Annotated in this window: 25 protein-coding genes and 3 tRNA genes; 21 read left to right on the forward strand and 7 right to left on the reverse strand. The window is 71.1% G+C overall.

The window, feature by feature from the left end; translation table 11 throughout:
• From ABZ725_RS00900 to ABZ725_RS00940, 9 genes are all read left to right on the forward strand, one after another.
• Entirely contained in the window at window positions 1-573 is a 573-nt protein-coding gene (locus ABZ725_RS00900; RefSeq protein WP_358800740.1) for an NADH-quinone oxidoreductase subunit I, read from the forward strand.
• Window positions 570-1,247 carry an NADH-quinone oxidoreductase subunit J gene (locus ABZ725_RS00905; protein ID WP_358800741.1) on the forward strand — a complete coding sequence of 226 codons (678 nt, stop codon included), beginning with the start codon at window positions 570-572 and terminating at the stop codon, window positions 1,245-1,247. The genes ABZ725_RS00900 and ABZ725_RS00905 overlap by 4 nt, the downstream gene beginning before the upstream one ends.
• Window positions 1,247-1,648, forward strand: coding sequence for an NADH-quinone oxidoreductase subunit NuoK (nuoK, locus tag ABZ725_RS00910; protein WP_358800742.1), 402 nt, complete (start codon window positions 1,247-1,249; stop codon window positions 1,646-1,648). The genes ABZ725_RS00905 and nuoK overlap by 1 nt, the downstream gene beginning before the upstream one ends.
• Complete coding sequence (locus ABZ725_RS00915; protein WP_358800743.1) at window positions 1,645-3,639, forward strand: NADH-quinone oxidoreductase subunit L; 1,995 nt, start codon at window positions 1,645-1,647, stop codon at window positions 3,637-3,639. Before nuoK ends, ABZ725_RS00915 begins: the two co-directional genes overlap by 4 nt.
• Window positions 3,640-3,645: 6 nt before the next feature.
• Complete coding sequence (locus tag ABZ725_RS00920; RefSeq protein ID WP_358800744.1) at window positions 3,646-5,220, forward strand: NADH-quinone oxidoreductase subunit M; 1,575 nt, start codon at window positions 3,646-3,648, stop codon at window positions 5,218-5,220.
• Window positions 5,217-6,752, forward strand: coding sequence for an NADH-quinone oxidoreductase subunit N (locus tag ABZ725_RS00925; RefSeq protein WP_358800745.1), 1,536 nt, complete (start codon window positions 5,217-5,219; stop codon window positions 6,750-6,752). The genes ABZ725_RS00920 and ABZ725_RS00925 overlap by 4 nt, the downstream gene beginning before the upstream one ends.
• 202 nt (window positions 6,753-6,954) lie before the next feature.
• Window positions 6,955-7,818 carry a zinc metalloprotease HtpX gene (gene htpX / locus ABZ725_RS00930; protein ID WP_358800746.1) on the forward strand — a complete coding sequence of 288 codons (864 nt, stop codon included), beginning with the start codon at window positions 6,955-6,957 and terminating at the stop codon, window positions 7,816-7,818.
• Window positions 7,815-8,207 (forward strand): YccF domain-containing protein, encoded by a 393-nt coding sequence (locus ABZ725_RS00935; RefSeq protein ID WP_351903964.1) that lies wholly within the window; start codon window positions 7,815-7,817, stop codon window positions 8,205-8,207. Before htpX ends, ABZ725_RS00935 begins: the two co-directional genes overlap by 4 nt.
• 101 nt (window positions 8,208-8,308) lie before the next feature.
• The gene (locus tag ABZ725_RS00940) at window positions 8,309-8,881 is read left to right on the forward strand and encodes an SMI1/KNR4 family protein (protein WP_358800747.1); all 573 of its coding nucleotides are present in this window, start codon (window positions 8,309-8,311) and stop codon (window positions 8,879-8,881) included.
• 108 nt (window positions 8,882-8,989) lie between these two features.
• On the opposite strand, the gene ABZ725_RS00945 is transcribed toward ABZ725_RS00940, so the two are convergent.
• Window positions 8,990-10,240 carry an APC family permease gene (locus tag ABZ725_RS00945; protein WP_358800748.1) on the reverse strand — a complete coding sequence of 417 codons (1,251 nt, stop codon included), beginning with the start codon at window positions 10,238-10,240 and terminating at the stop codon, window positions 8,990-8,992.
• Between the two features lie 198 nt (window positions 10,241-10,438).
• Here ABZ725_RS00945 and ABZ725_RS00950 point away from each other — a divergent pair, with 198 nt between their 5' ends.
• Window positions 10,439-10,705 (forward strand): GlsB/YeaQ/YmgE family stress response membrane protein, encoded by a 267-nt coding sequence (locus ABZ725_RS00950; protein ID WP_351903955.1) that lies wholly within the window; start codon window positions 10,439-10,441, stop codon window positions 10,703-10,705.
• Window positions 10,706-10,783: 78 nt separating this feature from the next.
• Here the strand turns inward: ABZ725_RS00950 and ABZ725_RS00955 are convergent, their stop codons facing one another.
• On the reverse strand, window positions 10,784-11,272 hold the full coding sequence (locus ABZ725_RS00955) for a YajQ family cyclic di-GMP-binding protein (protein ID WP_351903952.1): 489 nt from the start codon (window positions 11,270-11,272) through the stop codon (window positions 10,784-10,786).
• A 225-nt stretch (window positions 11,273-11,497) separates the two neighbouring features.
• Between ABZ725_RS00955 and ABZ725_RS00960 the strand changes: the two genes are divergently transcribed.
• Window positions 11,498-11,579 (forward strand) — tRNA-Tyr (locus ABZ725_RS00960).
• Between the two features lie 28 nt (window positions 11,580-11,607).
• On the opposite strand, the gene ABZ725_RS00965 is transcribed toward ABZ725_RS00960, so the two are convergent.
• Window positions 11,608-11,886, reverse strand: coding sequence for a hypothetical protein (locus ABZ725_RS00965; RefSeq protein WP_358800749.1), 279 nt, complete (start codon window positions 11,884-11,886; stop codon window positions 11,608-11,610).
• 107 nt (window positions 11,887-11,993) lie between these two features.
• On the opposite strand from ABZ725_RS00965, the gene ABZ725_RS00970 reads away from it, so the two are divergent.
• Window positions 11,994-12,206 carry a hypothetical protein gene (locus ABZ725_RS00970; protein WP_351904307.1) on the forward strand — a complete coding sequence of 71 codons (213 nt, stop codon included), beginning with the start codon at window positions 11,994-11,996 and terminating at the stop codon, window positions 12,204-12,206.
• A 32-nt stretch (window positions 12,207-12,238) separates the two neighbouring features.
• Here the strand turns inward: ABZ725_RS00970 and ABZ725_RS00975 are convergent, their stop codons facing one another.
• Both ABZ725_RS00975 and ABZ725_RS00980 read right to left on the reverse strand, forming a co-directional pair.
• Window positions 12,239-12,895 (reverse strand): SDR family oxidoreductase, encoded by a 657-nt coding sequence (locus ABZ725_RS00975; protein WP_358800750.1) that lies wholly within the window; start codon window positions 12,893-12,895, stop codon window positions 12,239-12,241.
• Between the two features lie 134 nt (window positions 12,896-13,029).
• Window positions 13,030-14,349, reverse strand: coding sequence for an amidohydrolase family protein (locus ABZ725_RS00980; RefSeq protein ID WP_358800751.1), 1,320 nt, complete (start codon window positions 14,347-14,349; stop codon window positions 13,030-13,032).
• Between the two features lie 268 nt (window positions 14,350-14,617).
• Here ABZ725_RS00980 and ABZ725_RS00985 point away from each other — a divergent pair.
• The 8 genes from ABZ725_RS00985 to ABZ725_RS01020 all read left to right on the forward strand — a co-directional run bounded on the left by ABZ725_RS00985 (window position 14,618) and on the right by ABZ725_RS01020 (window position 19,557).
• Window positions 14,618-14,690 (forward strand) — tRNA-Thr (locus ABZ725_RS00985).
• A gap of 46 nt (window positions 14,691-14,736) precedes the next feature.
• Window positions 14,737-14,809, forward strand: a tRNA-Met gene (locus tag ABZ725_RS00990).
• 88 nt (window positions 14,810-14,897) lie between these two features.
• A complete protein-coding gene (rpmG, locus tag ABZ725_RS00995) occupies window positions 14,898-15,062 on the forward strand; it encodes a 50S ribosomal protein L33 (protein WP_018834916.1) in 165 nt (54 codons plus the stop codon).
• A 128-nt stretch (window positions 15,063-15,190) separates the two neighbouring features.
• Entirely contained in the window at window positions 15,191-15,661 is a 471-nt protein-coding gene (locus tag ABZ725_RS01000; RefSeq protein WP_351903939.1) for a MaoC family dehydratase N-terminal domain-containing protein, read from the forward strand.
• Window positions 15,662-15,668: 7 nt separating this feature from the next.
• Window positions 15,669-16,097 carry a MaoC family dehydratase gene (locus ABZ725_RS01005; RefSeq protein WP_351903936.1) on the forward strand — a complete coding sequence of 143 codons (429 nt, stop codon included), beginning with the start codon at window positions 15,669-15,671 and terminating at the stop codon, window positions 16,095-16,097.
• Window positions 16,098-16,244: 147 nt separating this feature from the next.
• Window positions 16,245-16,814 (forward strand): helix-turn-helix domain-containing protein, encoded by a 570-nt coding sequence (locus ABZ725_RS01010; RefSeq protein ID WP_358800752.1) that lies wholly within the window; start codon window positions 16,245-16,247, stop codon window positions 16,812-16,814.
• Window positions 16,815-16,908: 94 nt separating this feature from the next.
• Complete coding sequence (locus ABZ725_RS01015) at window positions 16,909-18,372, forward strand: DHA2 family efflux MFS transporter permease subunit (RefSeq protein WP_358800753.1); 1,464 nt, start codon at window positions 16,909-16,911, stop codon at window positions 18,370-18,372.
• Between the two features lie 129 nt (window positions 18,373-18,501).
• The gene (locus ABZ725_RS01020; RefSeq protein ID WP_358800754.1) at window positions 18,502-19,557 is read left to right on the forward strand and encodes a UDP-N-acetylmuramate dehydrogenase; all 1,056 of its coding nucleotides are present in this window, start codon (window positions 18,502-18,504) and stop codon (window positions 19,555-19,557) included.
• Window positions 19,558-19,682: 125 nt separating this feature from the next.
• On the opposite strand, the gene ABZ725_RS01025 is transcribed toward ABZ725_RS01020, so the two are convergent.
• Complete coding sequence (locus tag ABZ725_RS01025; protein WP_358800755.1) at window positions 19,683-20,315, reverse strand: NAD(P)H-binding protein; 633 nt, start codon at window positions 20,313-20,315, stop codon at window positions 19,683-19,685.
• Between the two features lie 99 nt (window positions 20,316-20,414).
• Between ABZ725_RS01025 and ABZ725_RS01030 the strand changes: the two genes are divergently transcribed.
• Window positions 20,415-21,005 (forward strand): helix-turn-helix domain-containing protein, encoded by a 591-nt coding sequence (locus tag ABZ725_RS01030; RefSeq protein ID WP_358800756.1) that lies wholly within the window; start codon window positions 20,415-20,417, stop codon window positions 21,003-21,005.
• Between the two features lies 1 nt (window position 21,006).
• Here the strand turns inward: ABZ725_RS01030 and ABZ725_RS01035 are convergent, their stop codons facing one another.
• The gene (locus tag ABZ725_RS01035) at window positions 21,007-22,038 is read right to left on the reverse strand and encodes an adenosine deaminase (RefSeq protein WP_358800757.1); all 1,032 of its coding nucleotides are present in this window, start codon (window positions 22,036-22,038) and stop codon (window positions 21,007-21,009) included.
• Window positions 22,039-22,117 lie beyond the last annotated feature (79 nt).

Here is a 22,117-nt window from a genome sequence, read left to right on the forward strand (position 1 = left end):
ATGGCCCCCATTCCCGGTAGTGGCCTCGCCAAGGGCCTGGCCGTCACCCTCCGCACGATGACGCGGAAGACCGTCACCGAGCAGTACCCGGACGCCCAGCCCGATCTCCCGCCCCGCACGCGTGGCGTCATCGGCCTGTTCGAGGAGAACTGCACGGTCTGCATGCTCTGCGCCCGTGAGTGTCCCGACTGGTGCATCTACATCGACTCCCACAAGGAGACGGTTCCGCCCGCCGCCCCCGGTGGCCGCGAGCGCAGCCGTAACGTCCTCGACCGCTTCGCCATCGACTTCTCGCTGTGCATGTACTGCGGTATCTGCATCGAGGTCTGTCCTTTCGACGCCCTGTTCTGGTCCCCGGAGTTCGAGTACGCCGAGACCGACATCCACGAGCTCACCCACGAACGCGACAAGCTCCGCGAGTGGATGTGGACCGTCCCCGCCCCGCCCGCCCTCGACCCCGCCGCCGAGGAGCCGAAGGAGATCGCGGCCGCCCGTAAGACCGCCGAGAAGCTGACGGCCGCCCAAGTCGCCGCCCAGGCCGAGCCCACCGACCCCCAGGGAGGAGAGTCGTGACCCTCGCCGAGGCCGCGCACGGCTTCCTCTCCCCGACGGGCGTCGAGATCGCCTTCCTGCTCGTCGGCCTGGTCACCTTCGGCGCCGCCCTCGTCACCGTCACCACCAAGCAGCTGGTGCACGCGGCCCTGTGGCTGGTGGTCGCCCTCGGCGGCCTCGCCGTCGAGTACCTCCTGCTCACCGCCGAGTTCATCGCCTGGGTGCAGGTCCTCATCTATGTCGGTTCCGTCGTCGTGCTCCTCCTCTTCGGTCTGATGCTCACCAAGGCCCCCATCGGCCGCTCACCTGACGCGGACTCCGGCAACCGCTGGGCCGCGCTCACGGTCGCCGTCGCCGCGGCCGCCGCCCTGATCTGGGTGGTCGTCGACGCCTTCCGTGCCACCTGGATCGACCTGGACGGCCCGGCCGCCGGCTCGACCGAGGTCACCGGGGCGAGCCTCTTCCAGAACTGGGTCCTCCCCTTCGAGGCCCTCTCCGTCCTTCTCCTCGCGGCCCTGGTCGGCGCGATCGTCCTCTCCCGCAAGGCGAGGACGGAGTCGAGCTCTCCCCCTTCGAACTCCCGAGACGCCACCAAGAGTTCCCGATCGGTCACAGAGAGTTCCGGAAATTCCGGGAGCTCCTCGTCCGCCCCGGACGCTCGGAAGAACCCGGCCGAGCAGGAAGGCACCCGCTGATGCACCTCGCCTATCCCGCCGTCCTCTCCGCCCTTCTCTTCTGCACCGGCCTCTACGGCGTCCTCGCCCGCCGCAACGCGATCCTGATCCTGATGTCGGTCGAGCTGATGCTCAACGCCGTCAACCTCAACCTGGTCGCCTTCGACGTCTGGCTCAGCAAAGCCGCCGTGGAGACCCTGCACTCCGGCCAGGCCCTGACCCTGTTCACCATCGCCATCGCCGCCGCCGAGATCGGCATCGGCCTGGCGATCGTCCTCGCCGTCCACCGCAATCGCGGCACCGCGGACATCGACCGGCTCCGCGACACCGCCGAGGGCCACGAAAGCCCCGCGCCCGACGGCCCCGACAGCGACGCCCCCGCGACCGGAACGGCCGCCGAGAAGGCTGAGGCCACCGCGTGACCACGACCACCCTCGCCGTCCTCGTCCCCCTCCTGCCGTTCCTGGGTGCCGCCGCCGGCCTGCTCCTCGGCCGCACCGCACCCGGCTTCGTCCGCCCGCTCGCCGTCCTGCCGACCCTCGCCGCGCTCGTACTGGCCGCGATCGTCGCCGTACGCCAGAGCGGAGGCGCCTCCGTCACCGCGGCCACCGAACTGACCCCCACCGGCTCGATCCCGATCGAACTGGCCCTGTACATCGACGGCTTCGCCGCCCTCGTCGCCGTCCTGGTCGGTGTCGTCGCCACCTGCGTGCAGATCTACTCGACCGGCTACCTGCGCGAGGACCCGCGCTACCCCTCCTACGCCGCGCTCGTCTCCCTCTTCACCTCCGCGATGTTCCTGGTCGTCTACTCCGGCGACCTGATCGTGCTGCTGGTCGGCTGGGAAGTCATGGGCATCTGCTCCTACTTCCTGGTCGGCCACTACTGGGAGACCCCGGAGGCCCGCGCCGCCTCCATCAAGGCCTTCCTCGTCACCAAGCTCGGCGACGTCCCCTTCCTCATCGGCCTGTTCGCCCTCGCCACCGACGCCGGGTCCTTCCGGATCACGAAGGTCCTCGCCACCGTCGCGCACGGCGGCCTCGACCACCCGACCCTCGTCGCCCTGCTGCTCCTCGCGGGTGTGGCCGGCAAGTCCGCGCAGTTCCCGCTGCACACCTGGCTTCCCGACGCGATGGCAGGCCCCACGCCCGTCTCCGCGCTGATCCACGCAGCGACGATGGTCGCCGCCGGCGTCTACTTCGTCGCCCGTCTCCTCCCGGTCTTCGAGGCCTCGTCGGCCGCGATGGTCGTCCTCGCCGCGATGGCCGCCGTCACGATGGTCGGCTCGGGCCTGGCCGCCCTCGCCCAGGACGACATCAAGCGCGTCCTCGCCTACTCGACGATCGGCCAGCTCGGCTATATGACCGGCGCCCTCGCCGTCGGCGACCGCGGGGCCGCCGTCTTCCACCTCCTCTCGCACGGCGCGTTCAAGGCACTGCTGTTCCTCGCGGCCGGCGTGATCATCCACGCCGCCGGCACCAACTCGCTGGCCGCCATGTCCCGCATGAGCCACCTGCGCGACCGCGTCCCCGACGCCTACTGGACGATGACCGTGGCGCTCCTCGCGCTCGCCGCGATCCCACCGTTCAGCGGCTTCTTCTCCAAGGAGTCCGTCCTCGGCGCCGCCGAGCACGTGACCGCCGGCCACACCGAGCACGCCCCCGCCGCAGCGGGCTGGATCACCCTGGTCGCCGGCCTGATCGCCGCCCTCCTCACGGCCGCCTACGCGACCCGCCTGTGGCTGCTGACCTTCCGCGGCCGGGGCGTCGAAGCCCCCGACCACGGCCGCCAGCCGCTGACCATGACCGTGGTGCTGTGGGTCCTGGCCGTCCCCTCCCTCGCCCTGGGCGGGCTCGCCTACCGCACGCTCCCCGACTGGTTCGACGGCAACGACCTCGCGCCGACCCTGACCACCTCGGTCCTCGGCACCGGCGTGGCGCTGGCCGGCGGACTCTTCACGTACGCCGCCTGGCGCCATCTCGCCGGGCTCGCCGCGCGCGTGCCGCTCGGGGCGGTCGCCGCCCACCCGCAGGGAGACGCGGGCCAGGTCGAGGCCGAGGCCATCGCGACGCACGCGCCCGCCTACGGAGACGTGGCCTCGGCCCCCGACCCGGCGGACCCCGGACGGCTCCTGCTCGGCCCGCTGCACCGCCATGCGGCCGTCGGCTTCCACCTGGACGCCGTCTATCAGACGCTGTTCGTCCGCCCGGTCCAGGCCGCCGCAAGCCTCGTGCGGTTCCTCGACCGCGAGGTCGTCGAAACCTACGTACGCGGCGCGGGAGCGCTGCCCCGCTGGCTCGGAGCCGCCGTACGGCGCGCCCAGACCGGCAACCTTCAGACCTATGTGAGCGCGCTGCTCGCCGGCACCGTCGTCCTGGCGGTCGCCGCCCTTCTCGTCGCTTCGGGAGCGTGAGCAGGCGTGATCGATATCAACGAGTCCGTGATGCAGTTCCTTCTGGCGTTCATCGTGGTCGGCCCGCTCCTCGGGGCCGTCGCCGCTCTCCTGCCCGCCCCGCCCGGACTGAAGGGGAAGTCACCCGAGCAGGCCGTGCTGCGACACGGCGTGACCGTGACCGGCGTGATCCTCATCGCCGCGATCGTCCTCGCGCTCGGCTTCGACCACGACCGTCCGTCGAAGATGCAGGCCGGCACGGACATCAGCTGGATCCCCGCACTCGACGTGCGCATCCACCTCGGCATCGACGGCATCTCCCTCCCCCTGCTGGTCCTGACCGCGCTGCTGACCTTCCTCTGCGCGCTCTACTCCTACTTCAAGATGCCGGCGGGCCCGTCCCCGAAGGCATTCGTGGCGCTCGTGCTCGTCCTCGAATCCGGCACCCTCGCGACCTTCGCTGTCCTCGACCTGCTGCTGTTCTTCCTCGCCTTCGAGATGGTCCTCATCCCGATGTACTTCCTCATCGCCCGCTGGGGCGGCGAGGGCCGGACCCAGGCGGCCTGGAAGTTCATCCTCTTCACGCTCCTCGGATCCGTGGTCATGCTGCTCGGCCTGCTCCTGATCGGAATCAAGGCGGGCACCTTCGACATGGTGGCACTCGCCACTGACAACGGCCGGTCGCTGACCACATCCGTGCAGGTCATCGCCGTTCTGGCGATCGGTCTCGGGCTCGCGGTCAAGACCCCGATGTGGCCCCTGCACAGCTGGCTGCCCGACGCCCACACCGCCGCCCCGACCGTCGGCTCGGTCCTGCTGGCCGGCGTGCTGCTGAAGATGGGCACGTACGGGTTCGTCCGGATTCTGCTGCCGGTCGCGCCGGACGGCTTCCGCGTCTTCGCGCCCTACCTCGCCGCCTTCGCCGTCGTCGGGATCATCTACGGATCCCTGGCCTGCCTGGCACTCGCCAAACAGGGCGCGAAGGGTGACCTCAAGCGGCTGATCGCCTACTCCTCCGTCGGCCACATGGGCTTCGTCCTCCTCGGCATCGCGACCATGACCCCGACCGGCGTGAACGGCGCCCTGTTCGCCAACATCGCCCACGGCCTCATCACCGGCCTGCTCTTCTTCCTGGTCGGAGCCCTGAAGGACCGAACCGGCACGACCGACCTGGACACCCTCGCCGAGCAGACCGGCGCCGCCCTGTACGGCAGGACACCCCGCCTCGGCGGCCTCCTCGCCTTCGCCGCCGTCGCCTCGCTCGGTCTGCCGGGCCTCGCCGGGTTCTGGGGCGAGATGCTGGCCCTGTTCGGCGCCTTCGACCCCGCCGACGACCTCAGCCGCCCCGCCTTCCTCACCTTCACCGCGATCGCCGCGTTCGGCACCCTGCTGACGGCCGCGTACCTGCTCGTCGTGGTCCGCCGTGTCTGCATGGGCGCCGTCCCGCAGGACGCCCCCCACCTCGCCGACGTGCAGACCTACGAGTTCGCGGCCTGGACCCCGCTCGTCGCCCTCACCGTCGTCGCGGGCCTGTGGCCGAAGGCCCTCCTCGGCCTGACCGACCCGGCCGTGCAGCAGCTCCTCGCAGGAGGCACCCGATGAGCTCCCTGGCCCAGCCCCTGGCCCAACCCCTCGCCGAGTCGATGGTCCAGTCCGTCGACTGGCTGGCCATCGCACCGCCCACCCTCGCGGCGGTCGTCGCCCTCGTCGTGCTCGTCGCCGACCTCTTCGTCGCTGACGCCCGCAAGCCGCTCCTCGGCTGGCTCTCGGTCGCGGGCCTCGCGGCCTCCACCGCCCTCCTGCTGCCCCTCCTGGACGGCGACCGCTCCACCTTCTGCCTGACCGGCGACACACGCGTGTGCAGCTACACGGCCGACCGCTTCACCCTCGTCATCCAGTTCCTGGTGCTCGGCGGAGCGCTGCTGGCAGCCCTTCTGTCGGTCACCGCCCTGAAGGACGCGCGCGGGAGGCTCCCCGAAGGGGAGTTCTGGTTCCTGCTGCTGTCCTCCGCCGCAGGCGCCGCACTGCTGCCCGCCTCCCGCGACCTCGCCACCCTCGTCGTCGCCCTGGAGGTCGCCTCCCTCCCGGCCTTCGCCCTCGTCGGAATCCGGCACGGCGACCGCAGGTCCTCCGAGGCGGCCCTGAAGTTCTTCCTGTCGTCGGTCACCGCGACCACCGTCAGCCTTCTGGGCATCAGCTTCGTGTACGCGACGACCGGCACGCTCTACCTCACCCAGGTCGCCGACCGCATCCAGCACGTCGACGGCCAACTCCACACCCTCGCCCAGACCGGCGTGGTCCTCACCCTGATCGGCTTCGCCTTCAAGACGGCCGCCGTCCCCTTCCACTTCTGGGTTCCCGACACCTACGTCGGCGCCCCCCTGCCCATCGCGGCCTACCTGTCGGTCGTCGGCAAGGCGGTCGGGTTCTCCGGCCTCATCCTCGTCACCGTCATCGGCTTCCCCTCGTACGCCGACGTCTGGGGCCCGGCCCTGGCCGCGCTGGCCGCCCTCACCATGACCGTCGGCAACGTCGGCGCCCTCCGCCAACAGGCCACGCGCGCGTACAGCGCCGTACGACTCCTCGCCTGGTCCTCCGTGGGCCAGGCCGGCTACCTCCTCGTACCGATCGCCGCCGCCGCGTACTCCGACGACGCCGAGCACGCCATCGGCTCCACGGTCGCGTACGCCCTCATGTACGCCGCTGTGAACCTGGGCGCCTTCGCGGTGGCCGCCCTCGTGGGCCGTACCAGCACGACGAACCGGATCGCGGACTACCGAGGCCTGTACGCGAGAAACCCCCTGTCGGCCCTCGTCCTGGCCTTCTTCCTGCTCTGCCTCGCCGGACTGCCGCCGGGCATCATCGGCCTCTTCGCGAAGGTCACCGTCTTCTCGGCGGCCGTCGACGCGGGCCTCGGCTGGCTCGCGGTCGTCATGGCCGTCAACGTCGTCATCGCCCTGTACTACTACCTCCAGTGGACGGCCCTGCTCTTCCGTGCCCCCGAGGGCCAGGCGGAGAAACACCGCGTCCCCGCCCCGCTGACAGCCGCGATCACCCTCACCGCCGCCCTCGGCATCGTCCTCTCCGGAGCACCCCAGCTGGTCCTGCGCTTCGCCGACACCGGCCTGTTCTGAGCCTTCACGCGCGCGTACGCATCCGCCCTCACCCGGACGGCCCACACGCCTGCCCGAAGGCACAAGGGAACTAGTGCCTCCCGCCTGGCGTTGACCAGTACGGGAGGGTGCACTGGAGGTGCACCACGGCACCAGTGCCACCGGAGAACAGCAAGATCCGCAAGCAAAGGGTTCCCCTGCTGCACGACTTGGAGGGCGTACCGTGCACCGCCGGCACAACGGGCTCAGGACCGCAGTACTCCTCGGGGGGCTGTCGGCACTCATCATCGTCATCGGCAGCTTCTTCGGCCGCATGGGGCTCGTCGTCGCGGTCCTGATCGCACTCGGCACCAACGCGTACGCGTACTGGAACAGCGACAAGCTCGCGCTACGCGCGATGCGCGCCCGCCCGGTGAGCGAGTTCGAAGCCCCCACCCTGTACCGGATGGTCCGCGAGCTCTCCACCCAGGCCCGTCAGCCCATGCCCCGCCTGTACATCTCCCCGACCGAGGCGCCCAACGCCTTCGCGACCGGCCGTAACCCGCGCAACGCCGCCGTGTGCTGCACGGAAGGCATCCTGCGCCTGCTCGACGAGCGTGAACTGCGCGGAGTCATCGGCCACGAGCTCAGCCACGTCTACAACCGCGACATCCTCATCTCCTCGGTCGCCGGCGCGCTGGCCTCCGTGATCATGTTCCTGGTCAACTTCGCCTGGCTGATCCCGATCGGCCGCTCCGACGACGATGACGGCCCCGGCATCCTCGGCATGCTCCTGATCATGATCCTGGGCCCGCTGGCCGCCAGCCTCATCCAACTCGCCATCAGCCGCTCCCGGGAGTACGAGGCCGACACCTCCGGCGCGCAGCTCACCGGCGACCCACTGGCCCTCGCGAGCGCCCTGCGCAAGCTTGAGACGGGCACCAAGCAGCTTCCACTGCCCCCGGAGCCCCGCATCGAGACCGCGAGCCACATGATGATCGCCAACCCCTTCCGCCCGGGCCAGGGGCTCTCCAAGATGTTCTCGACACATCCGCCGATGGCGGAGCGCATCGCCCGGCTCGAGAAAATGGCAGGTCGACACCAGTGAAGACCATCCTGAACATCATCTGGCTGATCCTGAGCGGCTTTTGGCTGTTCCTCGGCTACCTGCTCGCAGGTGCGCTGCTCTGCATCACGATCATCGGCATTCCGTTCGGCATCGCGGCATTCCGAATCGGGATCTTCGCCCTCTGGCCCTTCGGCTACACGACCGTGGAGCGCCGCGACGCGGGCGCGCCCTCCTGCCTCGGCAACCTGCTCTGGCTGATCCTCGCCGGCTGGTGGCTGGCCATCGGGCACATCGTCACCGGCTTCCTCCTCTGCCTGACCATCATCGGCATCCCGTTCGGCATCGCGAACTTCAAGCTGATCCCGGTCTCGCTGTTCCCGCTGGGCCGCGAAATCGTGCCCACGGACCAGCCGTTCGCGTCGCGCTGACGAGGCGCGCCCGATCCGCTCCACATCGTGCGGGTTGTCCACAACGGGCAGGTTGTCCACAGGCCGACCCGATTGTCAGTGGCGGCCTGCATCATGAACGCATGACCGAGAACGAGCAGTTGCTGGCAGGGGTGGCGGCCAAGGCGGCCACCACCCGCCCGTGGGGCCGGCCTGCGCTCCCCGATCCCGTGGGCGAGGACACCGTGGCCCGGGCCGAGGCCGCCCTCGGTTTTCGCCTGCCGCCCCTGCTCGCCGACCTCTACCTGCGCATAGGGGACGGCGGATTCGGCCCGGAGTACGGACTGCTGCCCCTGTTCGACAGCACTCCGGCCGACGAGCCCGCCGCCGTGACCCAGTACCTAGCGAACCGCGAAAGCGTTCGTGACGATCCCGACTGGCCCTGGCCGGAGGGCGTCCTGCCGATATCCCACTGGGGCTGTGCCATGTACGCGTGCGTGGACTGCCACTCTCCACAGGCGACGGTCCTGCTCTTCGAGCCGAACCCCGGCGACCCCGACCAGGCCTGGTTCGTGGACGCCCCCGGCCTCGCGGACTGGCTGCACACCTGGCTCGACGGCACGGGCTGGTACGACGTCATGGACGAGGACCTGAAAATGACCCCTTGGACCGAGTTCCGCATACGCACGGCGGTGAATCGGATGCCGACGCAGTAGGGGCCGGGGCCATCGGCGCGCGCAACTGTGCGACCGTCTGCCGTCTGCCGTCTGCCGTCTGCCGTCTGCCGTCTGCCGTCTGCCGTAAGTCGTCAGCCGTGGGTACGGCTATCGGGCGCCGAGCCGCTGTCGCACTCCATACGCGATCACCCCCACCGCCAGCACTCCCGCCCCCGTCACCACCGAAGTTCCCGGCAGCGCGAACGCGAGCATCAGGCAGCCCAGGAGCCCGACGGCGGGCAGCGCACGCTTCACCGGAGCCGAATCGAGCGTCCAGGCCGATGCGTTGGCCACCGCGTAGTAAGCCAGCACACCGAAGGAGGAGAACCCGATCGCGCCTCGGACGTCCACCGTGGCGGCCAGGACCGCGACGACCGCGCCCACGGCCAGTTCGGCCCGGTGGGGTACCTGGAAGCGCGGGTGCACGGCGGCCAGGGCGCCGGGCAGGTGCCGGTCCCGGGCCATGGCCAGCGTGGTGCGCGAGACGCCCAGGATGAGGGCGAGCAGCGAGCCCAGCGCGGCCACGGCGGCCCCGGTCCGCACCACCGGTACCAGCCCGGGCGCCCCTGCTGCCCGCACCGCATCCGCCAGCGGCGCGTCCGCCCGCCCGAGATCGCCCGCTCCCAGCACAGAAAGGACAGCGACCGCCACGCACGCGTACACGGCCAGCGTGATGCCCAGGGCCAGGGGGATCGCGCGGGGGATGGTGCGCGCAGGGTCCCGCACTTCCTCGCCGAGGGTCGCGATGCGGGCGTACCCGGCGAAGGCGAAGAACAGCAGACCGGCGGCCTGCAGCACGCCGCCGACGCCACCGGAGACCCCGACGTCCAGCCGACCCGCGTCGGATGCGTCGGACCCCAGGCACACGACCACCACGGAAGCGAGGACCGCCAGGACCACCGCCACGATCGCCCGCGTCAGCCAGGCGGACTTCTGGATGCCGCCGTAGTTCACCGCGGTCAGCGCCACCACCGCCGCGACCGCCACGGCATGCGCCTGCCCCGGCCAGACGTACGCCCCGACCGTCAGAGCCATCGCCGCACAGGAGGCCGTCTTCCCGACCACGAACGACCAGCCCGCCAGGTACCCCCAGAACGGGCCGAGCCGCTCGCGCCCGTACACGTACGTGCCGCCCGAGGCCGGATACAGCGCGGCGAGGCGCGCCGACGACATGGCGTTGCAGTAGGCGACCAGCGCGGCGAGCGCGAGTCCGAGCAGCAGCCCGGAGCCGGCGGCGTGCGCGGCGGGAGTCAGCGCCGCGAAGACGCCGGCTCCGATCATCGAGCCGAGCCCGATCACGACGGCGTCGCCCACGCCCAGAGTGCGCCGCAGTTCGGCGGGCGGTCCGGACTGTGTCATGTGCCGCACCCTACTGATCGCCCTGGTCGTCGACGGAACCGCCGGGTGCCGCAGTGACGTCGTCCTCATGGATACGACACGAGCCCGCGTGCGACGTAGGACGTGGGGCGCGTCGGAGACGAGCACAGCCCGTCCGGAGCGAGGGACATCACAGTGCCCGGACAGTGCGGGCACAGCACGGAAGGGCAGGTTCAGGGCATGAGCATCATCAGCTGGATCATTCTGGGGCTGTTGGCCGGAGTCATCGCCAAGGTCCTGCTGCCGGGTCGTGACCCGGGCGGCTTCATCGGTACGACGTTCATCGGCATCGCGGGCGCGTTCATCGGCGGCTGGATATCGGCCCGCTGGCTCGACCACCCGATCGCCAAGGACTTCTACGACGGCGCGACCTGGGCCGCGGCGGTCGGCGGATCGCTCGTGCTCCTGATCGCCTACCGCCTGCTGTTCGGCAACTCGCGCGACTGAGCGCGGTCCTTGCTCGCATCGCCCTGAACAAGGTGCTGACGGGCCGGCCGACTGGACAGTCGGCCGACCGGCGTCCGACTACCGGTAGTTCACGAACTGCAGGGCGAAGTCGAAGTCCTGGCCCTTGAGCAGGGAGATGACGGCCTGCAGGTCGTCGCGGCTCTTGGAGCTGACGCGCAGTTCCTCGCCCTGCACCTGGGCCTTCACGCCCTTGGGGCCCTCGTCGCGGATGAGCTTCGCGACCTTCTTCGCGTTGTCCTGGGAGATGCCCTCCTTGATCTCCGCGAAGAGCTTGTACTCCTTGCCGGAGAGCTGGGGCTCGCCCGCCTCCAGCGCCTTCAGCGAGATCCCGCGCTTGATCAGCTTCGACTGGAAGACGTCGAGGACGGCGTTCACCCGGTCCTCGGAGTTCGCCTCCATCAGGATCTTGTCACCGGACCACGAGATCGAGGCGCCGACGCCCTTGAAGTCGTAGCGCTGGGAGATCTCCTTGGCGGCCTGGTTGAGGGCGTTGTCGACCTCCTGCCGCTCGACCTTCGAGACGATGTCGAAACTGGAGTCGGCCATGTCCTGTGGCTCCTTGTATCGGGGTGCGTGTCGGGTGCGTATCGGCGTACGTGGGGGTGGCCGCCGAGCCCGGCGTGATCCCGGGCCGCATCCGGACAAGCCTAGCCACCCCGCTCCCTCCGGGCGGCGCGGAATCAGGTGGCGAAGCACCCCTGGGCATCGGGTATCGTTTACGTCGTTGCCAGGGAGCACCGCCGAAAAGCGGTTCGAACGGGCAGCGACCCCGGCGGTGTGCCCGAGCGGCCAAAGGGAGCAGACTGTAAATCTGCCGGCTCAGCCTTCCCAGGTTCGAATCCTGGCGCCGCCACGCTGAGAGCGAAGGGCCCGTCACCTGCTTACGCAGTAGGTGACGGGCCCTTCGCCGTTCTCTTCACCTCCGCCTCCACGTCGTTGCGGGCCTTGCCCTCGTCCTTGGCGTATTCGGTCACCGCGGACTGGACGTCGCGGGCGAGGTCGCGCCAGGCGCGCCAGGCCGTTTCGTAGGTGTCGGTCTGGAGCTCCGACCAGGGGGCGGCCGTGGGTGCGCCGTACGCGTCCCGCAGCTCTTCGACCCTCGCGTGTGCCTCGTCGGCCGCGCGTTGCTTCTGCACGAGTTCCTCGAAGGTATGTGCCACGTGTACGGATGCTAAGGAGGCGGCGGCGCTTTCGCGCGGCGAGCGGCGCGCGTCCCGCCAGGGGGTACCCGCGTGGCCCACTGGGGCACACTGGCGACATGTCCAGCGTGTCCAGCCGTCGTAGAACCTGCCCTGAGTGCCGTCGCGAGATCGCCGTCGTCGCCGGACGGTTCGCCCGGCACGACCCGCCGGGGGCGCGGGGGAGCGGGGATCTCGTCTCCTGCCCGGGCTCGCGCAGGACGGCGCAACTGGGCGCGGTGCAGCCGTCGTTGGACGGGTATGCAGTCCCGGAGTTCCCGGGCCAGCTGCCCCTCTTCTAGCGCCCTCCTGAGGGGCCTTCCGATGGCCTCCGTCAGTTCCCCGCCACCGCCTTCACCGCCACCGACACCGGTGCCGAGCCGCTGATCAGCTCCAGGGTGAGGCCGGACGTCGCCGGGGTCTCCAGCAGTTCCGCCAGCGCGGCGGCCACGTCGTCGCGAGGGACGGGACCGCGGCCGGTACGGGCCTCCAGACGGACCAGACCGGTGCCGGCGTCGTCCGTGAGCGCCCCGGGGCGCAGGATGGTCCAGTCGAGTGAGTCCAGGCCCTGCACGTACGCGTCGGCCTCGCCCTTGGCACGCAGGTAGACGTCGAAGACCTCGTCGCCCCGGTGGGCGGGGTTCGCGCCCATGGACGACACGACGACGAAGCGCCGTACGCCCGCACGGATCGCCGCGTCGGCGAAGAGCACCGCCGCGCCCTTGTCCACGGTGTCCTTGCGGGTCACCCCGCTGCCCGGTCCCGCGCCCGCCGCGAACACCGCCGCGTCCGCGCCCCGCAGCCGCTCCGCGACCTCGTCGACGGACGCCGACTCCAGGTCGAGGACGACCGGTTCGGCGCCGGCCGCCCGCAGGTCGTCGCCCTGCTCGGCCTTGCGGATGATCCCCGCGACCTCGTACCCGCGTGCGGCGAGCAGGCGCTCCAGCCGCAGCGCGATCTGACCATGACCACCAGCGATGACAATGCGCATGCCTCCGACCGTACGCCCGGACAGCCGCATCCGCCGCACGACTTCGGCCGGCCCTCGACGCGCACTCCAGGCACTGCGGCAACCCGCCCCGCGCCCGTCGCACCGGCCCCAACTCGTCACCCGATCGGCGCGCGTTACGGGAGCTCCCCCCGCTCCCCCCGCTCCCCCCGCTCCCCCCGATCGCCTCGCTTCCCCTGTCGCGGCAGGCCCAGTTCAGTCGCGGTTGCGGACGTGGTCGCCGAGTTGCAGTACTCGCGGACCGCGCTGGTGCGGGCCACCACGTGTCCCCCGTGGATCACGATCCGGCTGTACGCCAGTGACAAGGCGCCTGCCAGCCGGTCGCCGCGGACGGCCAGGAGGTCGGCCGGGAAGCCCGCCTCCACGCGGACCTCGGGCAGGCCCAGGGCGGCACGCGCGTGCGTGCTCACCGCGTCGTAGGCGTCCTCGGGGCGCAGGCCGTGGCGGGAGGCGAGGAGGTAGGCCGCCTCCAGGGGGTCGCCGCGGCCGACCGGGTTGGAGACGTCCCGCAGCGCCCCGCTGCCCGCCGCCACCCGTACCCCGGCCGCGCGCAGCAGCCGTACGGGTGTCGTGCCCCGGTGTTCGACGGCACCGCAGCCGCCCTGGGGGAGGCAGACCACCGTCACGCCGGCTGCGGCCAGTTGGTCGGCGGTGCGGCCGGCCGTCTCGGCGGGCAGACGGTCGAGGCCGGCGCAAGGGCCGAGGGTGACGCCGGGACGCAGACCGCCGACCACCGCGGCGAGGCGGGCGAGCCGGGCCGGGTCGGCGGCGTCGGTGTGCAGGTCGACCGGGCAGCCGTGCTCGGAGGCGACCTCGAGCACGGCCTCCACGTAGCCGGTGGGGTCGGGGTCCAGGTCCGGGCAGCCGCCCACCGCCGAGGCGCCCATCTTCAGCGCGTCCCGCAATATCGCGAGGCCGTCCGCCCCGGCCGCTCCGGTCAGCACCCGGGGCATCGCGACGGCCGTCAGCTCGGCGAGCCCGCGCAGCGAACGCCGGGCCCGCAGGACTGCGGTCAGCGCGCGGAGCCCCTGGACGTCGCCCACGCGCACGTGTGCGCGCAGCGCCGTCGCGCCGTGGCCCAGTTGCAGCAGGACGGCCTCGGTGGCACGGCGCTGGACGTCCTCGGGGGCGTACGAGACGGGACCGTCGGCGTCGGCCGTGAGCGCGGTGTCGGCGTGCGCGTGGGGCTCTGCGGGGGCCGGGAGCAGGAGGTAGCCGCCGAGGTCCACGCGCGCGCCGCCGCGGACCGGGACGGCCGCCAGGCTGCCGGCCGTGCCGACCGCCTCGATGCGCCCGTGGCCCAGCCGTACGTCCACGGTCCGGCCGTCCGTGAGTCGGGCCCCGCACAGCAGGAGGGCGGCCGGGTCCGGCGAGCCTCCCGGGGTGCCGGACGAGGACGACCACGAGGGGGGCGGCTGCGGCTGGCTGTCGGGCATCGCGCTCCCGGGGCTCGGCGACGGTCCACTGCGAGATCGGGCGGGCCACGCGGGGGGACGCAAGATCACGCAGAGTGAGTCGAGCCTAGGGGGGCGGTTCGGCGCGAGCGGGGAGGAGCGCAATAGTCGTACCGGTGTGGTCAGCCGTGCGGGAGGGGCTCGGGAGACCGCCGGGACCTTGGAGAATCGGGCCCGCGGGCGGCCCCGGAGGGCCTTGCCAAACGGATTTGGGTGAACGGCTGCGGACCGTGTAATGTCTTCATCGCTCGCCCCAATAGCTCAGTCGGCAGAGCGTCTCCATGGTAAGGAGAAGGTCTACGGTTCGATTCCGTATTGGGGCTCTGGTGGGTGAGGTTCCCGTCGCGAGGCGGGGCCCGATCTCATCAAAGCGGTGTAGCTCAGTCGGTAGAGCAAGCGGCTCATAATCGCTGTGTCACCGGTTCAAGTCCGGTCACCGCTACTGACAGTAGCCGATTGTGGGGTCGGTCCTTCGATCGGCTACTCTTCTATGCGTTAATCGTCCCATCCGTTCGTCAAGGAGCACTCCTGTGGCTGCCACCGACGTCCGCCCGAAGATCACGCTGGCCTGCGTGGAGTGCAAGGAGCGGAACTACATCACCAAGAAGAACCGGCGTAACAACCCGGATCGAATGGAGATGAAGAAGCACTGCCCGCGTTGCAACGCGCACACCGCGCACCGCGAAACGCGATAAATCAGGCTCGTATACGAGGCCGTCCCCGAGTGATCGGGGGCGGCCTCGTGTCGTTGAGCGACCCGTACCGGTCAGTAGAGCGACGCCGACGCAGAGCGACGCACAGCAATCAGGAGGTGCCGAGGCCCATGGCACTCGACCAGTCCTTCGTCGGGCGGAGCTACCCGCCCACCGATCCCTATGAGGTCGGCCGGGAGAAGATCCGCGAGTTCGCCGAGGCCGTGGGGGACGCCAACCCGGTGTACACCGACCCGGACGCCGCCAAGGCGCTCGGGTACGCCGATGTGATCGCGCCGCCGACCTTCGTGTTCTCGATCACCTTCAAGGCGGCGGGAGAGGTCGTCCGGGACCCGCAGCTCGGGCTCGACTACAGCCGCGTGGTGCACGGCGACCAGAAGTTCGCCTACAAGCGGCCGGTGCGCGCCGGTGACCGGCTCTCGGTCGTCTCGACCATCGAGGCCGTCAAGTCCATGGCGGGCAACGACATCCTGGACATCCGTGGCGAGGTCCACGACGAGACCGGCGAGCACGTCGTGACCGCCTGGACCAAGCTCGTCGCCCGTGCCGCGGAGCCGGCGGCAGCCGACGGAGAGGCGTGAGGAACCGATGACGGCGAAGATCGCTTACGACGACGTCGAGGTCGGCACCGAGCTGCCGGCCCAGTCCTTCCCTGTGAACCGCGCCACGCTCGTGCAGTACGCGGGTGCCTCCGGGGACTTCAATCCCATCCACTGGAACGAGAAGTTCGCCAAGGAGGTGGGCCTGCCGGACGTCATCGCGCACGGCATGTTCACCATGGCCGAGGCGATCCGCGTCGTCACCGACTGGAGCGGCGACCCGGGTGCGCTCGTGGACTACGGCGTCCGCTTCACCAAGCCCGTCGTCGTCCCGAACGACGACCAGGGCGCCGTGATCGAGGTCACCGGCAAGGTGGGCGCCAAGCTCGACGACAACACCGTGCGGGTCGACCTGACGGTGACCAGCGGCGGGCTGAAGGTTCTCGGGATGTCCCGGGCGGTCGTACGGCTGGCCTGAGGGCCGAGTGCATACCGGGCACATACCGGGCACAAGTGAACGCAGCACGCGGTAAGGGGCGCTCTCCATTGCGAGGCGCCCCTTACTGCCTGCAGGGGCGGCAGCTACCCCTTGACCTAGTTAGTGATTGAGTACTAACTTAGTCGCGTGGTCAGGATGAGTGCAGAAGAGCGGCGCGAGAGCGTCATCCGCGCGGCGACGAGCGAGTTCGCCCGGGGCGGCTATCACGGCACGTCCACCGAGGCGATCGCCAAGCGGGTGGGCGTTTCGCAGCCGTATCTCTTCCGGCTCTTCTCGGGCAAGAAAGCGATCTTCCTCGCCGCCTCGGCGCGCTGCATGGACGACACGGTCCGTACGTTCGAGGAGGCCGGCAAGGGGCTGAGCGGCGAAGAGGCACTGCATGCCATGGCGAACGCGTACACCCAGATGATCGCGGAGCAGCCCGAGCGGCTGATGATGCAGATGCAGATGTACGTCGCGGTGGCCGCGGCGGAGGCGGAGGGTGACCACGCCTTCGGCGAGGCCGTGCGGGCCGGATGGATGCGGCTGTGGGAGACCGCCCATCTGCCGCTCGGCGCCGACGTGAACGAGACGACGACCTTCATGGCGTACGGCATGCTCATCAACTGCCTGGTGGCCATGGGGTTCGCGCCCGAGCACCGGGTCTGGGAAGGGTTGTATCCGTCGGCTCGGCGGAAGGGCCGACTGGAGAAGTAGGCGGTCGGGGAGCGTGGGGTTTCGGCGCACTTCCATGACCGCAGAAGTTAGTCATCCATTACTAACCAAAGATCGACCAACCGTTGGGGGAGCGATGTCGCAGCAGAAAGAACGTTCGACCGAACGCCGTGGGGGAGCCGTCTGGGCCCTCGTCATCACGAGCGTCGCCGGGTTCATGGCGGCCCTCGACAATCTCGTCGTCACCACCGCCCTGCCGTCCATCCGCGAGGACCTCGGCGGTGGGCTGGGCGACCTCGAATGGACCGTGAGCGCCTACACGCTCACCTTCGCCGTGCTGCTCATGTTCGGTGCGGCGCTCGGTGACCGGTTCGGCCGCCGCCGGATGTTCCTCGTCGGGCTCACCGTCTTCACCGTGGCCTCCGCCGCCGCGGCCATGGCGCCCGGGATCGACTCCCTCATCGCCGCCCGCGCGGTCCAGGGCGTCGGTGCGGCCGTGATGATGCCGTTGACGCTCACCCTGCTCACGGCGGCGGTGCCCGCCGCGAAGCGCGGGATGGCGTACGGGATCTGGGGGGCCGTCAACGGGCTCGCGGTCGCCTCCGGGCCGCTCATCGGCGGCAGCCTCACCGAACACGTGTCCTGGCACTGGATCTTCTGGCTGAACGTTCCGCTGGGCCTCGCCCTGCTGCCGCTCGCCCGGCTGCGCCTCGCCGAGTCGTACGGCGCCGGCTCCCCGCTCGACATCCCCGGCACGCTGCTCGCCAGCGGCGGCCTCTTCGGGCTCGTCTACGGCCTGGTGCGCGGGCCGGCCGACGGCTGGACGAGCCCGCTCGTGCTCACCGGTCTGATCGCGGGCGGCGTCCTGCTCGTCGCCTTCGTCCTGCACGGGCTGCGGGCCAAGAACCCCATGCTGCCGATGCGTCTGTTCCGCTCCCGTGCCTTCGCCGGGATCAACGCCGCGAGCCTGCTGATGTTCCTGGGGATGTTCGGCTCGATATTCCTGCTCAGCCAGTACATGCAGGGCGTGCTCGGCTACTCGCCCACCGAGGCGGGACTCAGGATGCTGCCCTGGACCGGTATGCCCATGCTCGTCGCGCCGATCGCCGGCATCCTCTCCGACCGGATCGGCGGCCGGCCGGTCGTCGCCGCCGGGCTCTTCCTCCAGGCCGCCGGACTCGGCTGGATGGCCGCAGTGGCGACCGTCGACGCCTCCTACGCCGTCCAACTGCCCGGTCTGATCGTCAGCGGCATCGGCATGGCGCTGTACTTCGCCCCGGCCGCCAACCTGGTGATGTCCAGCGTCCGCCCGCAGGAACAGGGGATCGCCTCCGGCGCCAACAACGCGCTGCGGGAGGTCGGCGGCGCCCTCGGCGTCGCGGTGATGGCGTCGATCTTCTCGGCGCAGGGCGGCTACGAGTCCGGCCAGGCCTTCGTCGACGGACTGCGGCCCGCGCTGGTCACCGGCTCGGCCGTGGTGGCCCTTGCCGGGATCGCGGCCCTGCTGATACCGGCCGGGCGGCGAGCGGCCCAGGTCGTGACCGATGCCGGGACCGAGACCGAGCGGCCGGCGCCCGTCCTGGAGACCGCCGCCCGCTGAGACACCCGGCACGCACGCGTACGGCCCCGTCCACCTCGGCGGGGCTGTACGCGCGCGTGCGGTGAGAGCAGGCGCGGCTGTCGGTCCGGGCGGACAGGGCTGTCGGTGCCGTCTCGTAGGCTTGGGCGCGTGCAGGAACTCCAGGACGCCCCGCTCGCCCCGCTGACCACCTTCCGGCTGGGCGGTCCCGCCACGAGGCTGGTGACCGCGACGACCGACGCCGAGGTGATCGCCGCCGTGCGCGAGGCCGACGCGGACGGCACGCCGCTGCTGATCGTCGGCGGCGGATCGAACCTCGTCATCGGCGACAAGGGCTTCGAGGGCACCGCACTGCGCATCGCCACCCGTGGGTGCGAACTCGTCGGGACCCGGCTGGAACTGGCGGCCGGCGAGGTGTGGACCGATGCTGTCGCCCGCACCGTGGAGGCCGGGCTCGCCGGCATCGAGTGCCTGGCCGGCATCCCCGGATCGGCGGGTGCCACCCCGATCCAGAATGTCGGGGCGTACGGCCAGGAGGTCTCCTCGACGATCACCGAGGTCATCGCCTACGACCGCCGGGCGGGCGAGACGGTCGCGCTCCCCGCCGACGAGTGCGCCTTCTCCTACCGCCACAGCCGCTTCAAGGCCGACCCCGAGCGGTACGTCGTCCTGCGCGTCCGGTTCGAACTGGAGGACGCGGACGGGCTGTCGGCGCCCCTGAAGTACGCCGAGACGGCACGCGCGCTGGGCGTCGAGCCAGGGGACCGGGTGCCGCTTGCCGAGGCCCGCGAGACCGTGCTGAAGCTGCGCGCCGGAAAGGGCATGGTCCTGGACCCCGAGGACCACGACACCTGGTCGGCGGGCTCGTTCTTCACCAACCCGATCCTCACCGACGCCGACTTCGCGGTGTTCCACGCGCGTGTGCGGGAGCGGCTGGGCGACGGCGTGGAGCCGCCCGCCTACCCGGCCGGCGAGGGGCACACGAAGACGTCGGCGGCCTGGCTGATCGACAAGGCGGGCTTCACCAAGGGGTACGGCAGTGGGCCCGCCCGGATCTCCACCAAGCACACCCTCGCCCTCACCAACCGCGGCGCGGCCACCACGGAGGACCTGCTGGCGCTGGCCCGCGAGGTCGTCGCGGGGGTACGCGAGGCCTTCGGCGTCACGCTGGTCAACGAGCCGGTGATGGTGGGCGTCGGCCTCTAGGGTCCGTCCGGCCTCTGGGGTCCCGTCCGGCCTCTAGGGTCCGTCCGGCCTCTGGGGTCCCGTCCGGCCTCCAGGGCCCGTTCGGCCTGTCCGGACGGGACCCCAGGGCCCGTTCGGCCCGTTGGCTAGTAGGCCACCCCCACCCCCTGCTTCACCGTCCCCGTGTCCGCCACCATGGCGAGCATCGCGTGCGCCACGTCGGCGCGTCCGATGAAGCGGCCCTTGAGCGGGAAGCCGCCCACCACCGTCCGGTACGACCCGGTGACCGGCTTGTCCTGGAGCCGCGGCGGGCGGACGACCGTCCAGTCCGTGGCGCTGCGCGTCAGCTCCGCCTCCATCTCGCGCAGGTCGGCGTACACGTCCTTCAGGGCAGCCGAGACGATCCCGCGCACCGTGCGGTCCAGGAATCCGTCGCCCGCCGGCTCGGGGCCGACCGGGCCCGCGCTCACCACGAGCAGTCGGCGTACGTGCTCGGCCTCCAGGGCGGACAGCACCGTACGGGTGAGCCGGGTGGCGACCCCGGCGGCCTTGCGGTCGCGTGCGCCGAGCCCGGACAGGACGGCGTCCCGGCCTGCCACGGCGGGGCGCAGCGCCTCCGGATCGGTCAGGTCCGCGCGGACCACCTCCAGTCGGGCGCCGGTGACGGCGAGCCCGGCCGGGTCCCGTACGACGGCGGTGACCTCGTGGCCCGCCTCCAGGGCCTGGCGGACGATCTCCCGGCCGATGCCTCCGGTGGCGCCGAAAACGGTGAACTTCATGACGAGCTCCCACTCCCCGTTGGGTGGGTGAGTATTCACTCACCCCTGCTTCACCTATAGTGGGTAAGCGTTCACTCACCCGTCAAGAGGGGAACCCGAATGGATCGACCGGCCCGCGTGCGCATCCTCGACGCCGCGCACGAGCTGATGCTCACCGTCGGACTGGCCCGCGCGACCACCAAGCAGATCGCGAAGGCGGCCGGCTGCTCCGAGGCGGCGCTCTACAAGTACTTCGCGAGCAAGGAGGAGCTGTTCATCCGCGTCCTCGCGGAACGGCTGCCCCGGCTGAGCCCGCTGCTGAGCAGCCTGGCCGCGGAGCCGGGCCGGGGCACGCTGGAAGGAAACCTCACGGAGATCGCCCGCCAGGCTGCCCACTTCTACGAGCAGAGCTTCCCGATCGCGGCCTCCCTGTACGCCGAGACCCAGCTCAAGCGGCGGCACGACGAGGCCATGCGGGACCTCGGCGTGGGCCCCCACGTGCCGATCGAACAGCTCGCGTCGTATCTGCGGGCCGAGCAGGGCGTGGGCCGGGTGCGGGCGGACGCGGACCCGTTCGCCGCCGCCTCGCTGCTGATGGGGGCCTGTGCGCAGCGGGCGTTCGCCTACGCCGCGGCGGAAGAGCGACCGGAGGCGGACGAGTTCGCGGTACGGCTGGCCCGTACCCTGCTGGCCGGCATCGCCGGCCGATAGCTCAGGACGCCAGCCAGTCGTCCACGCCCGCCAGCAGCTTCGCCCGTACCTCCTCCGGGGCCGCCGAACCGCGTACCGACTGGCGGGCCAGCTCCGCCAACTCCTCGTCCGTGAAGGCGTGGTGGCGGCGGGCGATGTCGTACTGGGCCGCGAGGCGGGCGCCGAACAGCAGCGGGTCGTCGGCGCCCAGGGCCATCGGCACCCCCGCGTCGAACAGGGTGCGCAGCGGGACGTCCTCCGGCTTCTCGTAGACCCCCAGGGCCACGTTCGACGCCGGGCACACCTCACAGGTCACGCCCCGGTCGGCGAGCTGCTTCAGCAGCCGGGGGTCCTCGGCCGCCCGCACGCCGTGGCCCAGCCGGTCGGCGTGCAGATCGTCCAGGCAGTCGCGGACGGAGAACGGGCCCGTCAACTCGCCGCCGTGCGGGGCGGACAGCAGCCCGCCCTCCCGCGCGATCGCGAACGCACGGTCGAAGTCCCGCGCCATGCCCCGCCGTTCGTCGTTCGACAGTCCGAACCCGATCACCCCACGGTCGGCGTACCGGACGGCCAGCCGGGCCAGCGTGCGGGCGTCCAGCGGGTGCTTCATCCGGTTCGCCGCGACCAGCACCCGCATCCCGAGCCCGGTGTCGCGCGAGGCCGTCTCGACGGCGTCCAGGATGATCTCCAGCGCCGGGATCAGCCCGCCCAGCCGGGGCGCGTACGACGTCGGATCCACCTGGATCTCCAGCCAGCCCGAGCCGTCCTTCAGGTCCTCCTCGGCGGCCTCCCGCACCAGCCGCTGGATGTCCTCGGGCTCCCGCACGCACGAGCGTGCCGCGTCGTAGAGGCGCTGGAAGCGGAACCAGCCCCGCTCGTCCGTGGCCCGCAGCTTCGGCGGTTCGCCGCTCGTCAGCGCCTCGATCAGCGCTTCGGGCAGGCGCACGCCGTACTTGTCGGCCAGTTCCAGCACGGTGGTGGCCCGCATCGACCCGGTGAAGTGCAGGTGCAGATGGGCTTTCGGCAGTTCAGAGACATCACGTACACGCTCCATCCAAGGATCCTGCCGCACGCGCGCGTGGTCTCGGTAGCGCTTTCCCCGATAGTGGTCTTGCTCGCACAAAGCAGCGGGC

The organism is Streptomyces sp. NPDC006872 (assembly GCF_040635845.1).
Lineage (GTDB): Bacteria > Actinomycetota > Actinomycetes > Streptomycetales > Streptomycetaceae > Streptomyces.

What these genes read in the sequence shown, in the direction of transcription:
- ABZ725_RS00925 (WP_358800745.1), top strand. Translation starts at nt 5,217, where the DNA reads ATGAGCTCCCTGGCCCAGCCCCTGGCCCAACCCCTCGCCGAGTCGATG.
- ABZ725_RS01000 (WP_351903939.1), top strand. Translation starts at nt 15,191, where the DNA reads ATGGCACTCGACCAGTCCTTCGTCGGGCGGAGCTACCCGCCCACCGAT.
- ABZ725_RS00980 (WP_358800751.1), bottom strand. Translation starts at nt 14,349, where the DNA reads ATGCCCGACAGCCAGCCGCAGCCGCCCCCCTCGTGGTCGTCCTCGTCC.
- ABZ725_RS01025 (WP_358800755.1), bottom strand. Translation starts at nt 20,315, where the DNA reads ATGAAGTTCACCGTTTTCGGCGCCACCGGAGGCATCGGCCGGGAGATC.
- ABZ725_RS00900 (WP_358800740.1), top strand. Translation starts at nt 1, where the DNA reads ATGGCCCCCATTCCCGGTAGTGGCCTCGCCAAGGGCCTGGCCGTCACC.
- ABZ725_RS00975 (WP_358800750.1), bottom strand. Translation starts at nt 12,895, where the DNA reads ATGCGCATTGTCATCGCTGGTGGTCATGGTCAGATCGCGCTGCGGCTG.
- ABZ725_RS00945 (WP_358800748.1), bottom strand. Translation starts at nt 10,240, where the DNA reads ATGACACAGTCCGGACCGCCCGCCGAACTGCGGCGCACTCTGGGCGTG.
- ABZ725_RS00940 (WP_358800747.1), top strand. Translation starts at nt 8,309, where the DNA reads ATGACCGAGAACGAGCAGTTGCTGGCAGGGGTGGCGGCCAAGGCGGCC.
- ABZ725_RS01005 (WP_351903936.1), top strand. Translation starts at nt 15,669, where the DNA reads ATGACGGCGAAGATCGCTTACGACGACGTCGAGGTCGGCACCGAGCTG.
- ABZ725_RS01030 (WP_358800756.1), top strand. Translation starts at nt 20,415, where the DNA reads ATGGATCGACCGGCCCGCGTGCGCATCCTCGACGCCGCGCACGAGCTG.
- ABZ725_RS00950 (WP_351903955.1), top strand. Translation starts at nt 10,439, where the DNA reads ATGAGCATCATCAGCTGGATCATTCTGGGGCTGTTGGCCGGAGTCATC.
- ABZ725_RS01035 (WP_358800757.1), bottom strand. Translation starts at nt 22,038, where the DNA reads ATGGAGCGTGTACGTGATGTCTCTGAACTGCCGAAAGCCCATCTGCAC.
- nuoK (WP_358800742.1), top strand. Translation starts at nt 1,247, where the DNA reads ATGCACCTCGCCTATCCCGCCGTCCTCTCCGCCCTTCTCTTCTGCACC.
- ABZ725_RS01015 (WP_358800753.1), top strand. Translation starts at nt 16,909, where the DNA reads ATGTCGCAGCAGAAAGAACGTTCGACCGAACGCCGTGGGGGAGCCGTC.
- ABZ725_RS00955 (WP_351903952.1), bottom strand. Translation starts at nt 11,272, where the DNA reads ATGGCCGACTCCAGTTTCGACATCGTCTCGAAGGTCGAGCGGCAGGAG.